This window comes from Tepidibacillus fermentans (assembly GCF_004342885.1).
Lineage (GTDB): Bacteria > Bacillota > Bacilli > Tepidibacillales > Tepidibacillaceae > Tepidibacillus > Tepidibacillus fermentans.
The window spans coordinates 12679-26814 of sequence record NZ_SMAB01000015.1 but is presented as its reverse complement, the minus strand read 5'-3'; the positions used below and the strand labels follow the sequence as shown (position 1 = coordinate 26814).

General features: G+C 37.0%; 13 protein-coding genes, 2 tRNA genes and 1 pseudogene. 15 read left to right on the top strand and 1 reads right to left on the bottom strand.

Features of this window, described 5'->3' with window-relative positions; translation table 11 throughout:
- Positions 1–2 precede the first annotated feature (2 nt).
- The 13 genes from EDD72_RS09240 (at position 3) to EDD72_RS09180 (ending at position 13547) form a co-directional block, all read left to right on the top strand.
- On the top strand, positions 3–2015 hold the full coding sequence (locus EDD72_RS09240) for a molybdopterin-containing oxidoreductase family protein (protein WP_132769606.1): 2013 nt from the start codon (positions 3–5) through the stop codon (positions 2013–2015).
- 421 nt (positions 2016–2436) lie between these two features.
- Positions 2437–2760 (top strand): DUF485 domain-containing protein, encoded by a 324-nt coding sequence (locus tag EDD72_RS09235; protein WP_132769604.1) that lies wholly within the window; start codon positions 2437–2439, stop codon positions 2758–2760.
- A 6-nt stretch (positions 2761–2766) separates the two neighbouring features.
- Entirely contained in the window at positions 2767–4332 is a 1566-nt protein-coding gene (locus EDD72_RS09230; RefSeq protein WP_132769602.1) for a solute symporter family protein, read from the top strand.
- Positions 4333–4576: 244 nt separating this feature from the next.
- Positions 4577–5677 carry a redox-regulated ATPase YchF gene (gene ychF, locus EDD72_RS09225; protein WP_132769600.1) on the top strand — a complete coding sequence of 367 codons (1101 nt, stop codon included), beginning with the start codon at positions 4577–4579 and terminating at the stop codon, positions 5675–5677.
- A 115-nt stretch (positions 5678–5792) separates the two neighbouring features.
- Positions 5793–6080, top strand: coding sequence for a 30S ribosomal protein S6 (gene rpsF, locus EDD72_RS09220; RefSeq protein ID WP_132769598.1), 288 nt, complete (start codon positions 5793–5795; stop codon positions 6078–6080).
- A gap of 20 nt (positions 6081–6100) precedes the next feature.
- Positions 6101–6550, top strand: a complete 450-nt coding sequence (gene ssb / locus EDD72_RS09215) for a single-stranded DNA-binding protein (protein ID WP_132769596.1) — start codon at positions 6101–6103, stop codon at positions 6548–6550.
- 55 nt (positions 6551–6605) lie between these two features.
- Positions 6606–6833, top strand: a complete 228-nt coding sequence (gene rpsR / locus EDD72_RS09210; protein ID WP_132769594.1) for a 30S ribosomal protein S18 — start codon at positions 6606–6608, stop codon at positions 6831–6833.
- Positions 6834–7061: 228 nt separating this feature from the next.
- The gene (locus tag EDD72_RS09205) at positions 7062–7373 is read left to right on the top strand and encodes a MazG-like family protein (RefSeq protein ID WP_207893684.1); all 312 of its coding nucleotides are present in this window, start codon (positions 7062–7064) and stop codon (positions 7371–7373) included.
- A gap of 12 nt (positions 7374–7385) precedes the next feature.
- Complete coding sequence (locus tag EDD72_RS09200) at positions 7386–8300, top strand: DUF2232 domain-containing protein (protein ID WP_165895033.1); 915 nt, start codon at positions 7386–7388, stop codon at positions 8298–8300.
- Positions 8301–8308: 8 nt separating this feature from the next.
- Entirely contained in the window at positions 8309–10264 is a 1956-nt protein-coding gene (locus tag EDD72_RS09195; RefSeq protein WP_132769588.1) for a DHH family phosphoesterase, read from the top strand.
- Positions 10261–10707, top strand: coding sequence for a 50S ribosomal protein L9 (rplI, locus tag EDD72_RS09190; protein WP_132769586.1), 447 nt, complete (start codon positions 10261–10263; stop codon positions 10705–10707). The genes EDD72_RS09195 and rplI overlap by 4 nt, the downstream gene beginning before the upstream one ends.
- A 24-nt stretch (positions 10708–10731) precedes the next feature.
- Positions 10732–12081, top strand: a complete 1350-nt coding sequence (gene dnaB / locus EDD72_RS09185; protein WP_132769584.1) for a replicative DNA helicase — start codon at positions 10732–10734, stop codon at positions 12079–12081.
- Between the two features lie 179 nt (positions 12082–12260).
- Positions 12261–13547 (top strand): adenylosuccinate synthase, encoded by a 1287-nt coding sequence (locus EDD72_RS09180; RefSeq protein WP_132769582.1) that lies wholly within the window; start codon positions 12261–12263, stop codon positions 13545–13547.
- 24 nt (positions 13548–13571) lie between these two features.
- Here EDD72_RS09180 and EDD72_RS09175 read toward each other — a convergent pair.
- Positions 13572–13781: pseudogene (locus tag EDD72_RS09175) on the bottom strand (helix-turn-helix domain-containing protein); the annotation flags it as partial.
- Between the two features lie 185 nt (positions 13782–13966).
- Between EDD72_RS09175 and EDD72_RS09170 the strand changes: the two are divergent.
- Both EDD72_RS09170 and EDD72_RS09165 read left to right on the top strand, forming a co-directional pair.
- A tRNA-Lys gene (locus EDD72_RS09170) sits at positions 13967–14042 on the top strand.
- Between the two features lie 7 nt (positions 14043–14049).
- Positions 14050–14124, top strand: a tRNA-Glu gene (locus EDD72_RS09165).
- Positions 14125–14136 lie beyond the last annotated feature (12 nt).

Sequence of the window (14136 nt, the reverse complement as noted above, 5' to 3'; positions counted from 1 at the left end):
CTGTGGGGAAAACATGGAAAACAGCTTGTCCGCTGAATTGCTTTGATGTTTGCGGATTTTTGGTAACAACAGAAAATGGTAAAGTAGTTTCAATAAAGGGAGACCCAGAACATCCGATCACGAGGGGGAAAATCTGTGGTAGAGGAAAAATGTTAAAGGATCGGATGTACCATGATGACCGTCTACATTATCCCTTAAAAAAAGTTAATGGTCAATTTGTTCGCATCTCATGGGACCAAGCATTAGATGAGATAAGTTTGAAAATGAAGGAGATTAAAATGACATATGGTCCTACTGCGATCCTTCATAGCTATGATTATGCTTCTGGTGGTTTATTAAAAGAATTAGATCAACGTTTTTTTAATTTTTTTGGTGGTATGACGAAAGTGATCGGTAGTCTATGTTGGGGAGCAGGGATTCAGGCCCAAATATATGATATGGGTAATTCATTCGGTCATGGAGTTGAAGATATAAAAAATACACAGACGATTGTAATATGGGGAAGGAATATTACAACGACCAACATGCATTTATATCCTTTTATTATGGAAGCGAAGCAACAAGGGGCTAAATTGGTCGTTATAAATCCGATGAAGAATGGAATCGCAAAAGAAGCTGACCTTCATTTGCCGATTACCCCAGGAATGGATGGGAATTTGGCCTTAGCGATGAGCAAAGTGATCATCGAGAATGGTTGGCATGATCAAGAATTTATTGATCTCTATACAGTTGGTTTTGAAGAATTTAAGAAAGAACTAGAAAAATTAAAGTTAGAGAATATTTCCAAGGAAATAAATATTGATGTTAAAAATATTGTACAACTAGCTAAGTGGTATGCACAAAATCGGCCAGTGATGACCTTCCTAGGATTAGGGATGCAAAGATATACAAATGGTGGAAACACGATCCGAGCAATTGATGCCTTGGCAGCCTTAACAGGGAATATCGGAGTAGCCGGTGGTGGGGTTAATTATGCCCATCGAGCAGTAGGGCAAAGTTTTGGCTGGGATGAACTTTTAAGAGAGGATCTACGTCAAGAATATCGCACTTTTTCTCGACCGAGCCAGGCAGAAGAAATCATCGAAGCAAAAGAACCACCGATTAAAATGATGTTTATCTCACGCACAAATTTATTGACTCAGTTACCAAACATTAGCCGTACATTAAAAGCATTCGAACAGGTAGAAACCAAAATTGTATTGGATATGTTTTTAACAGATACGGCCAAAATAGCTGATTATGTGCTGCCTGTAGTCTCTGTTTTTGAAGAAGAGGATATTTATTATGGTTCGATGTTTCATTCCGTTGTTCGTTATGGCCCAAAACTGGTCGATCCACCTGGAGAGGCTTGGTCTGATTTAAAAATTTGGGCGGAACTGGCAAAACGATTAGGTTTACAAGGATTCGAACGATCACGCGAAGAATACTTTGAGATCGCACTCCAACCATTAAATCGATTTGGAATCGATCTATCTGTATTAAAAGAAAAGCATGAAATTGAATTGCCACTTCCAAAGGTAGCTTGGGCAGATAAGAAATTCGACACACCATCTGGAAAGTTTGAATTTTATTCCTATCAAGCGGAAAAGGATGGATATTCACCAATAGCAAAGATCATGTATCCAAAAGAGAGACTATCATTCCATGATTTAATGGAACCATATCCTTATCAGTTGTTATCGATTCATCCAAATAAATCTTTACATTCACAGCATCATTGGCTTAATAAAGAAAAAGAAATGAAACCATTAGTTTCTATCCCAAAAGAAATTGCGGAAAAACAAGGAATAAAGGAAAAGGATTTAGTGATGGTATCTAATCAACGGGGAAATCTAATCGGTAGAGCAAAAATAGAAGAAGGATCTCATCCAAGAACCATCATCATTGAAGAAGGATATGGAATAGATACTCGAGGAAATGTGAACTGGTTAACCGCAAATGGTCTTTCGGATATGGGGAATGGAAGTATTTTTTATGAATGTAAGATTTCTATTAAAAAAATTGATGAAGAATAGGGAAATAAACTCCCCTATTCTTTTTTTTTACGTATAGGAGATTGGTTTGTATATTCCATAAGCAGCGATATATCACGCCTAACAGCGTTGGAATATACAAACCTATTTTTATACCTCTAATTCTAATCTAATTTTTTTATTTATTAGAATTTTCAGAATTTTTATTGACTTAAGGCATATACTAACGATATATTAAATACACAGGAAATATTCGCACAACCTACCCAGAAATTTTTGCATGATGCGCACTTATCAAATCGATTTTTACAAAAGGGAATTATACTTCAGGCTTTTTTCGCGCACAAGTATAATTTCACTATGAAGTGTAGGAGGTGATTAAGAGAACAAACAATCTCTTAAAATCGGACTTATCCTTAAAAATAGATGAATCATAAGAGAAAAAATAAAGGAGGTAGGCGGTATGTCTGTGAAAAAAATTGAACCATCCATTGAATATACAGAAGTTGCTCAGTCTGCTGAATTTAAGCAGCTCATGGCTAAGAAAAAGAGTTTTATTATTCCTCTTTCCCTATTCTTTTTTATCTTTTATTTCACCTTACCTGTAATGACAGCTTATTCCAAAGTGTTAAACACCCCTGCGATTGGTGCAATAAATTGGGCATGGCTCTATGCCTTTGGACAATTTATTATGACATGGACTTTAATTACGATCTATACTAAAAAAGCTGAAACATTTGATCAAATTGTTGATCAGATTCTAAGAAAAACAGTAGGAAAGGGGTAGAAAAAGATGAACGGAACAGCATTTATTTTATTTTTAGCAATTGTTGCGTTAACGTTGGTCATCACGTACTATGCTTCCAAGAAAACAAAAACAACCAGTGAATTCTATACAGCTGGAGGAGGACTGACAGGTTGGCAAAATGGTCTGGCAATTGCTGGGGATTATATGTCAGCCGCCTCTTTCTTAGGTATCGCTGGCGCGATTGCTCTAACGGGTTTTGATGGGTTTTTCTATAGTATTGGATATTTAGTAGCCTACTTAGTTGTACTTTATATTGTCGCAGAACCACTGAGAAATTTAGGGAAATATACGATGGCAGACATGATCGCTGCTCGCTTTGATAATAAAAAGGTCCGTGGGGTTGCTGCATTAAATACGATTTCGATTTCGATTTTTTACATGATTGCACAGTTAGTTGGGGCTGGAGGATTAATAAAGTTATTATTAGGCCTTAACTATACAACTTCTGTATTGATTGTAGGAACATTAATGACGATATATGTTGTTTTTGGAGGTATGACAGCAACTAGCTGGGTACAAATTACAAAAGCTGTTTTATTAATGACAGGAACATTAATTATAACATTAATTGTATTTGCTAAATTCGACTTTAGCTTTGTCAATATGTTTGAACACATGAAAACAGTAACTCCATTAGGGGAAAAATTCTTAAATCCAGGAAATAAGTTTAAAGATCCGATCGATGTAATCTCACTGAACTTAGCTTTAGTATTAGGTACAGCTGGACTCCCACATATTCTCATTCGTTTCTTTACAGTTAAGGATGCCGTAACAGCTCGTAAGTCTGTGGTATATGCTACATGGCTAATTGGTATATTTTACGTGATGACCATGTTCCTTGGTTTTGGAGCTGCTGCATTTGTAGGTAATGACAAGATTGTAGCGATTGACAAAGCAGGGAATATGGCTGCCCCATTATTAGCTGAGAAGCTTGGTGGCAATTTCCTCTTTGCTTTTGTATCTGCTGTTGCTTTTGCCACCATCTTAGCGGTTGTCGCAGGACTTGTACTATCTGCCGCTTCCGCTTTTGCTCATGATTTGTATGGTCATGTGATACGAAAAGGAAAAGCAACAGAAAAAGAACAAATGTTAGCGGCTCGTTGGGCTTCGGTTGGTGTGGCTGTTTTATCCATTCTTCTTGCACTATATGCGCAATCATTGAATGTTTCCTTCTTAGTGGCATTGGCATTCGCTGTGGCAGCAAGTGCAAATCTACCGGTTATTGTTTTCACGATCTATTGGAGAAAATTTAACACAACTGGGGCTGTAACAGGAATGTTAGTTGGATTATTAAGTGCCTTGATTCTAATTGCGATCGGGCCTAATATTTGGAATCCAGTCGCTGGTAAAGCTATTCTTGTAGGAAATCCAATTTTCCCATTATCCAATCCTGGTATTGTGTCTATACCACTTGGTTTTATTGGAGCATATCTAGGAACCATCTTCTCTCCGAGAAAAGAAGATCCAGTAAAATATGATGAAATTTTGGTTAAAGCCAATACTGGGTTACATTTAAGTAATGTGAAAGAATTAAATAAAAAAGTGAGTTAATAAAGATAAATTTGAAAACGATTACAAAGCTTGTCCTCGGGGCTGTCCAAAAAGTAGTATTTAACCCCGAAATCTAAAAAAAGCAACCCCAAAGAATGCTGTAAAATCAACATTCTTTGGGGTTTAATTTTGGCGGATTTTCAACTTAAATGAACTTTTTAGACAGCCCCTTTTTTCTTGTTTTCTTCTACCTACTTTTTTATAATAATTCAAGTATATGTTCGTAGTCTAAGGAGTGAAAGATATGCCGCTAACAACGGGAATTGTAGGATTACCAAATGTAGGGAAATCAACCCTATTTAATGCGATAACCAAAGCAGGTGCAGAGGCAGCCAATTATCCTTTCTGTACGATTGACCCGAATATTGGTGTCGTAGAGGTACCTGATCATCGTTTACAAGTATTAGCAAATATGTTTCAACCGAATCGGATTGTACCGACTACCTTTGAATTTGTTGATATTGCTGGACTCGTTGCTGGAGCGAGTCGTGGCGAAGGATTAGGGAATAAATTCTTATCTCATATTCGTGAAGTGGATGCAATCGCACATGTCGTTCGTTGTTTTGAAGATGAGAATATTACTCACGTTTCTGGTAAGGTAGATCCAATTCGGGATATTGAAACGATTAACTTAGAATTAGTTTTGGCCGATATTGAAACTGTGGAAAAACGCCTAGAACGGACAAAAAAGAACTTAAAGAGTGGGGATAAAAAATATCAAATCGAATATGACGTATTGGAACGAATCCATAAGGCATTACAAGAAGAAAAAGCTGCACGTAGTGTTGAATTAGATGAGGATGAGAAAATGATCATCCGTGACTTGCATTTGTTAACCATGAAACCGGTTCTCTATGTAGCCAATGTAAGTGAAGATGAAATTGCAGAGTATGAGAACAATACCTATGTGAAGCAGGTGAAGAATTTTGCTGCACAAGAAGGTGCGGAAGTTATTGTGATTAGTGCAAAAGTTGAATCAGAAATTGCTGAGTTAGATGGGGAAGATCGCCAGTTATTTTTAGAGGAATTAGGTTTAAAAGAATCAGGGCTTGATCGGTTAATTCAGGCTGCTTATCGTTTACTAGGTTTGATTACCTATTTTACAGCTGGAGTTCAGGAAGTAAGAGCGTGGACAATCAAAAAAGGAACTAAAGCGCCTCAAGCAGCTGGAGTGATTCACAGCGATTTTGAACGTGGTTTTATACGAGCCGAGGTTGTAGGATACGAGGATTTGTTACAGGCAGGTTCGATGAACCAGGCTAAAGAAAAAGGTCTTCTTCGTTTAGAAGGAAAAGATTATGTGGTGCAAGATGGGGATGTTATGCATTTCCGTTTTAATGTTTAGGTTTGCTTGCTTGAAATCGACTTATTCTAATGATATAATACAAGAATGCGAGTCCTGAAATCTCGCTCCTTGCCCCCAATTTGGGGGCCGTTAAGTCCAAAAGGAGGTGAAGTAGATGCGTAAATATGAAGTGATGTATGTCATTCGCCCTGACTTAAATGAAGAATCTACTAAAGAACTAGTAGAGAAGTTTCAAAATGTGATCACAGCTAATGGCGGTGAGATTGAAAAAGTTGAGGAAATGGGTAAGCGTCGCTTAGCATACGAAATTAAAGGTTACCATGAGGGAGTTTATGTTTTAATTAATTTCCAATCTGAACCTCAAGTGGTAGCTGAACTTGAGCGTAACTTAAAGATCACCGATGGAATTATCCGTTACCTCATTGTAAAAGATGAAAAATAGGTTTTTGTGGGGGGATAATCATGTTAAACCGTGTCATTTTAATCGGACGGTTAACCAGAGATCCTGAATTAAGGTACACTCCTACTGGGGTGGCTGTAACGACATTTACTCTAGCGGTTGACCGTAACTACACCAATCAACAGGGTCAGCGTGAGGCTGATTTTATTCCTATTGTAGCATGGAGAGGACTAGCTGAAAACGTGGCCAACTATTTAAAGAAAGGCCGCTTAACAGCAGTGGAAGGACGGTTGCAAACCCGTAGTTATGAAAATAACGAAGGAAAACGTGTCTTTGTTACAGAAGTAGTGGCGGATAATGTTCGTTTCTTAGAATCTGCCAATCAACAATCTCGAAATCAATCGGGTGATTTCTTTGGATCTCGAAATCAACCGAATGACCGGTTTGAACAAGACCCCTTTGCAGATGATGGCAGTCCAATCGATATTTCCGATGATGACTTACCATTTTAAATGACAACCTATTTTTTACGACATTTTGAAACGAAGATGAAAGGGAGGGAATAGAATGGCCCGCAAACAACGTGGTAAACGCCGTAAAGTATGTTACTTTACTGTGAATAAAATTACCCATATTGATTATAAAGATACTGATCTACTTAAAAAGTTTATCAGTGAACGTGGTAAGATTTTACCACGCCGTGTGACAGGTACATCTGCAAAATATCAACGTAAGTTGACAATTGCGATTAAACGTGCTCGTCAAATCGGTTTATTACCATATACGATGGAATAATGAAATAATAAAAAAACACCATTAAATGGTTCAAAAGCCGTTTATGGTGTTTTTTTTACATTAGGATCATTCAACAACCATTTATCTCATCTTAAGTGTGGGCTATTTTTTACAATTTGAAGGAAACAAGCTCTTTATTGTTGAATTAAATTATGTTATACAATAAAGGGTTACTTGAAGAATAGATCGATTCCATCATAGATAGAATGTATGAGAGGAGAGATTTTTTTGGATAAACAGGATCGAAATGTCCAATTTGCCAAACACTTAAAAGTCATGGAATGGTTGAAATCAGAAATCCTCGAACAAGTAAGTGGTTTATTTAAAGGATTATTACATGGAAATGAAGCTTTAATTTTAGACAGTATGGCAAGTTTATTATTAGCAATTTATGTTCTTGCCAGACGTGTTGGGATTCCTTTTCATAAATTAGAGACAGCGGTAAAGGATAAGATTCAAGAACATTTAAAACACGGGCATGAAGTAGAAGAATGGTATGGCGATTTATCTTTATTAGAACAATATATTAACAAACGCTAAGAGGTGTCTTTTTTGAAAAACATACGACTAATTCTAGCAACCATTTTCGTTATTTTTGGCTTACTATTTTTAAATCAATGGCTTGGTATAATCACGATCTATTTTATGCCAATACCATTTGTTATCTTTGGTTATCATCAAGGGTTAAAAAAAGGATTGATGTTTACAATCGTTACATCGTTTTTGGCCATTATCTTATCGAATCCCATTGATTATTTTCTCGTCTTATTAGGTGGAACTGTTGGGAGTGTAATGGGTACATTATATCGTCGTAAAAATTTATTACCTCCGATTGTTGGTGGGTTGATAACTGCATTATTAAACTTTATTTTATTATTATTTTTTATTCGGATCATTTTACATATTGATATAGTAGCATATATGCGAAAAGTTCTTATTTTAGAACCGTTGCAATTGATGCAACAGTTGGGAGCAATTGATCAGCAAAGAGATCGCTATTTGCAAGAAATGGCAGATATGGTGGGATACACTTTACCATCGATGTTGATTTTTGCTTCCTTGTTTATTGTGTTTATTGTTCATTTTATTTCCCGGTTTGTATTTAAAGCCCTTCGAATCGAAATTGTAACATTTCCACCTTTAAAAAATTGGACTTTACCTAGAAGTATATTTTATTACTATGTATTTGCAGCAATTTTAATGGCCATTCCTTCTGTAATGGATATTTATGAAATGAAATTGATTCTTCTAAATTTATACCCAATTTTGCGTTTTCTTTTAATCATTCAAGGTATTTCATTTGCACTGTTCTATATGAGTAGGAAAAAATGGAATGCAATTTTGAAGTTTGCTGCAATTATTGGATTAGTATTGTTTCAAGTTTCAGCGATATTACCGATTTTAGATTTGCTGGGTCTCCTTGATTTAGGATTTAATGTTCGAAAAAAGCTAACATTTAGGGGCTGATTTGTTTTATGCCTAAATTTTCACTAAGTCGCTTTGCGAAAAATTATCTTTTAGTATTTTCATTGTTTGGATTGATTTTAATCGGGATTATTGCAATTGATCATTGGTTATTAGCCGTGGTTTTCCTTATTCTACTTATTTTATTGATCAATTATCTTTATCAAACGCAGGTTCGTTTTCAGAAAGAGCTACAAAAATACATCTCAACCATTTCCCATCGAGTGAAAAGAGCAGGTAGCGATGTATTACAAACGATTCCCGTCGGGACCGTCCTCTATGATGAAGCAGGGAATATCGAATGGTTCAATCCATATTTTCAAATTTTAGTTGGCAACCAAGAATTAATCGGAAAACCACTGGCAGAAATTTTCCCTTCTTTAGAATGGGATTCAGCGGCAAGAAAACAGACGATACCCTATCAAGATAAAACTTATCAAATTGAGATGAATAAAGAAGAAAGACTTTTATATATCACAGACATTACAGAGTATCGTCAGCTTCAAGAGAAATATCAGAATACAAGACCGGTATTTGGCATTATTCATTTAGATAATTTGGATGAAGTTGCTCAAGGGCTTGATGAGCTAAGCCGGAGCATTTTACTTACTGAAGTGGTAAGTCTTATCAATGATTGGGCAACTGAACTAGATATCTATTTAAGACGATATGCAGCGGATAAATTTTGGATCGTGATGACAGAACATGTATTAAAGAAATTGGAAACGACAAGATTTGACATTTTGGATCGAATTCGGGAAATGACTTCAGATAATAAGATACCTTTAACATTAAGCATTGGTATTGGCGCTGGAGTTGAATCACTGATTGAATTAGGGCAAATCACTCAATCTAGTTTAGATATCGCTTTGGGTCGCGGTGGAGACCAAGCTGCAGTCAAAGCGGGTGATCGATTATCTTTTTATGGTGGTAAAACCAATGCCGTTGAAAAGAGAAACAGAGTTCGGGCAAGAGTGATTTCACAATCACTAAAAGATCTTATTCGTGAAAGTGATACTGTCTTGATCATGGGACACAAGACCCCTGATATGGATGCGATTGGAGCATCGATCGGAGTATTAAAAGCAGTCCATATCCATGGTAAAACAGGGTATATTGTTTTAGATGATGCCAACCCTTCGATTCTAACCTTATTAGATGAGATTCACCGTCATGAGAAACTTCCACAATATTTTATTACACCAGAACGAGCATTAAATATGGTAACGGCTAAAACATTACTTGTTATGGTAGATACCCACAAACCTTCATTAACCATTGAACCCAAAATCGTTGCTGCATGTCGACGGATTGTGGTCATCGATCATCATAGACGAGGAGAAGAAATTGTAAAAGACCCTGTGCTAATGTATATTGAACCTTACGCCTCGTCAACAAGTGAGTTAGTAACCGAACTATTACAGTATCAAAGTGATCAGATAGAGATGGATCGTTTGGAAGCGACAGCGTTATTAGCAGGTATCGTTGTCGATACAAAGTCATTTGCTTTTCGTACGGGAGCAAGGACGTTTGAAGCGGCATCTTTTCTAAGAAGAAATAGTGCTGACCCTGCTCTTGTGCAAAAATTGTTGAAAGAAGATATCGAACACTTTATTCAACGAGCAGAATTGGTGAAAAAGGCTCGTATTGCTTTTGACCATATCGCAATTGCGGTAGCGAAGGAAAAACTTGGCCAGTTGTTGATTGCCCAAACCGCAGATACACTTTTAAATATGAGCGGAATCTTTGCATCTTTCGTCATTAGTGTTCGTCCTGATGGATTAGTAGGGATAAGCGCGAGATCTTTAGGGCAAATCAATGTCCAAACGATTATGGAACGATTAGGCGGCGGTGGTCATTTAACGAATGCTGCGGTACAATTAGAAGGAATCGATGTTGAAGAAGCTGAATCCAGACTAATGGAAGTATTAACAGAAGTACAAAAAGAAGGAGGATTATCCGTATGAAGGTAATATTTCTTCAAGACGTGAAAGGCCAAGGAAAAAAAGGGGAAATAAAAGAAGTATCTGAAGGATACGCTAGGAATTTTCTTTTTCCTAGAGGATTAGCAAAAGAAGCTACAAAGGGAAATATCAAAGAACTAGACGCATTTAAAAGCAGTGAACAAAAAAGAAAGGCTCAAGAATTAGAACAAGCGAAACAACTTGCAAAGAATTTAGAAGAAATAACGGTTACCATTCCTTCAAAAGCTGGTGAAGGTGGCAAATTATTTGGTGCGGTTACTTCAAAACAGATTGCTGAACAATTAAAACAAATGAAAATCCAAATTGATAAGAGGAAAATCTTATTGGATGAACCGATTCGGAACCTCGGTTATACGAATGTTTCGGTCAAACTTCATCCAGAAGTAACAGCGACCATTAAGGTACATGTGGTTGATGAAAAATAAGCATTGAAAATCGAGGGAATGCATGTGAGTGAATTATTTTTAGATCGTATTCCACCTCAAAATATTGAGGCGGAACAGGCTGTTCTTGGTGCTGTTTTACTTGATAAAGATGCATTAATTTTGGTATCAGAAATATTATCAGCAGAAGATTTTTATCGTGCATCACACCAAAAAATCTTTCGATCTATGCTTGAATTGTCTGAAAATGGCCAACCCGTTGATTTGATTACATTAACTTCTGATTTGCAAAATAAAAAGTTATTAGAAGAAGTTGGCGGTGTTTCCTATCTTACCGACCTTGCCAATGCAGTGCCAACTGCTGCGAATGTAGAATATTATGCAAAAATCGTAGAGGAAAAAGCCGTTTTAAGAAGATTAATTCGTGCTGCGACCGAAATCGCAAGTACGAGTTATATTGAAAGTGATGATGTTCAAGATATTTTGGGAGATGCAGAGAAAAGAATTTTAGAAATCTCGCAAAAAAAATATCAAGATAGTTTTATTGCGATTAAAGATATTCTTATGGAAACCATTGATCGAATTGAGTTTTTACATCAACATAAAGGAGAAATTACAGGCATACCATCAGGATTTGCTGACCTAGATAAAATGACATCAGGTTTTCAAAAGTCGGATCTGATCATTCTTGCAGCCAGACCTTCGGTTGGGAAAACGGCTTTTGCCTTAAATGTGGCTCAAAATGTGGCTGCAAGAGCAAAAGAAACAGTAGCGATTTTTAGTTTGGAGATGCCAGCTAGTCAGTTGGTTCAACGGATGGTCTCAGCTGAGGGGAACTTAGACGCTCACAAGCTTCGAACAGGTCAAATGGAAGAAGAAGATTGGCAGAAGTTAACGATGGCGATGAGTACGTTATCAGAAGCACCGATTTATATTGATGATACTCCAGGGATCACTGTGTATGATATTCGAGCCAAATTACGACGTCTTAAAGCGGAAAGGGGTTTAGGTTTAGTCGTTATCGATTATTTACAATTGATCCATGGACGAGGGAAGTCAGATAATCGACAACAAGAGATATCGGAAATATCAAGGCAATTAAAACGAATTGCTAGAGAGTTAGAGGTTCCAGTTATTGCTTTATCTCAATTAAGCCGTGCAGTTGAGCAAAGACAAGATAAACGACCGATGTTATCAGATATTCGTGAATCAGGAAGTATTGAGCAAGATGCAGATATCGTTGCCTTTTTATATCGCGATGACTATTACAATCCAGAAACAGAAAAACAAAACATTGTTGAAATCATCATTGCCAAACACCGAAACGGCCCAGTCGGCAAAGTTGAACTTGTGTTCTTGAAAAATTATAATAAATTTGTAAATTATGCACAAAATCATGAAGCCTCTGTAAGTTAATTTGGGAAGCGGAGATCCTATGAAAAAAGGGTTGTCCGCTTTTTATTTATCTAATTAAAACACGAACAAAATATTATGAATATCCAACAAACGTTCGTAATTAACGTTGACATCAATTATTTAAATTGCTAAACTAGAAAATGTGAGATTTTGATCAGTCGATTATTGGAGGTGGTTCCATGTCTACAGTTGTTGTAGTCGGAACTCAATGGGGAGACGAGGGAAAAGGTAAGATAACAGATTTTTTAGCAGAGAAATCAGAAGTGGTTGCTCGCTATCAGGGAGGGAACAATGCTGGGCATACGATTGTCATTGATGGAAAGAAGTTCAAACTCCATCTTATTCCCTCAGGCATTTTATATGAAGATAAAATGTGCGTTTTAGGTAATGGGATGGTGATTGACCCAAAAGCCTTGGTAGAAGAATTAGAATATCTTCATCAACAAGGAATTAAAACGGATCATTTACGAATTAGTGATCGTGCTCATCTCATTATGCCTTATCATATTAAATTAGATAAAATGGAAGAAGAGCGAAAAGGCACCAATAAAATTGGAACAACAGGTAAAGGAATTGGACCTGCCTATATGGATAAAACCGCTCGAATCGGTATTCGCATGGCTGATTTCCTTGATGAGGAAATATTTGAACAAAAATTAAGAAGGAATCTAGAAGAAAAGAATCGTTTATTTGAAAAGTTTTATGAGACAGAGGGGTTTAACGCAGAGGAATTATTAGAAGAGTATGCAGAATATCGTAAAATTATTGCACCATATGTAACCGATACATCAGTCGTATTAAATGATTCGATTGACCAAGGAAAAAGAGTGTTGTTCGAAGGTGCACAAGGTGTTATGTTGGATATTGACCAAGGGACTTATCCGTTTGTTACCTCTTCAAATCCAGTTGCAGGTGGCGTTACGATTGGTTCAGGGGTAGGTCCAACGAAAATCCATCATGTGGTAGGCGTTGCAAAGGCATATACGACTCGTGTTGGGGATGGTCCTTTTCCTACAGAACTGAAGGATGAGATCGGAGATCGGATAAGAGAAGTGGGAAACGAGTATGGAACGACAACAGGAAGACCAAGGAGAGTAGGTTGGTTTGACAGTGTTGTTGTGCGACATGCTAGAAGGGTCAGTGGAATTACAGAGCTTTCATTAAACTCAATTGACGTTTTAACAGGTATTCCTACATTGAAAATATGTGTTGCTTATAAATATAATGGTGAAGTATTAGAAAATTATCCGGCAAATCTGAACATCCTTTCAAAATGTGAACCGATTTATGAAGAACTACCAGGTTGGACAGAGGATATATCTAGTGTACGCAGCCTTCATGATCTACCGATTAATGCTCGTCATTATGTTGAAAGAATCTCTCAATTAACAGGGATTCCAATTGCTATATTTTCAGTTGGACCAAATCGTGATCAAACCAATATGATAAGAGGGGTATTTGAATAAGAACAAGACTCTGTTCGTTCGTTAATAAGCCCTATACTCAGATAAGTCAGAACGACGCTGAATAACAGTTCCTCGCTTCAATTCTCGAGAAATCGTAGATTTGTGGCGACCAAGAAGATCTGCAATCTCTTGAAGGGTTTTTCCTTCTTTTTGTAGCACTTGAATATGACCTCGCTCATATGGAGTGAGATGTTTAAAATGACGTTTCTTTGTGTTATGCTTAGAATAAGCCATCGGTAAATCCTCCTGTTATGTATGGTTTTGGTCGACTTAATCATAACGGATTTACCATGGCGTTTTCTATATATTTATTGTTGCATTTAATTTTACAATGAACCCCAAAAATTAGTTAAATAAAAATAAAAAAAAGGGTTGCATTTTATTATACAACATGATAACATATACAACGTGTTGTTTGTGAGCCATTAGCTCAGCAGGTAGAGCACCTGACTTTTAATCAGGGTGTCACAGGTTCGAATCCTGTATGGCTCACCATTTTTATGGCCCGTTGGTCAAGTGGTTAAGACACCGCCCTTTCACGGCGGTAACAGGGGTTCGAATCCCCTACGGGTCACCATCCTTGCCATGC

Bases quoted from the DNA above. Each gene is read 5' to 3' on its own strand.
- rpsF (WP_132769598.1), top strand. From the start codon at position 5,793: ATGCGTAAATATGAAGTGATGTATGTCATTCGCCCTGACTTAAATGAA.
- ssb (WP_132769596.1), top strand. From the start codon at position 6,101: ATGTTAAACCGTGTCATTTTAATCGGACGGTTAACCAGAGATCCTGAA.
- ychF (WP_132769600.1), top strand. From the start codon at position 4,577: ATGCCGCTAACAACGGGAATTGTAGGATTACCAAATGTAGGGAAATCA.
- EDD72_RS09195 (WP_132769588.1), top strand. From the start codon at position 8,309: ATGCCTAAATTTTCACTAAGTCGCTTTGCGAAAAATTATCTTTTAGTA.
- EDD72_RS09230 (WP_132769602.1), top strand. From the start codon at position 2,767: ATGAACGGAACAGCATTTATTTTATTTTTAGCAATTGTTGCGTTAACG.
- EDD72_RS09235 (WP_132769604.1), top strand. From the start codon at position 2,437: ATGTCTGTGAAAAAAATTGAACCATCCATTGAATATACAGAAGTTGCT.
- EDD72_RS09180 (WP_132769582.1), top strand. From the start codon at position 12,261: ATGTCTACAGTTGTTGTAGTCGGAACTCAATGGGGAGACGAGGGAAAA.
- rplI (WP_132769586.1), top strand. From the start codon at position 10,261: ATGAAGGTAATATTTCTTCAAGACGTGAAAGGCCAAGGAAAAAAAGGG.
- rpsR (WP_132769594.1), top strand. From the start codon at position 6,606: ATGGCCCGCAAACAACGTGGTAAACGCCGTAAAGTATGTTACTTTACT.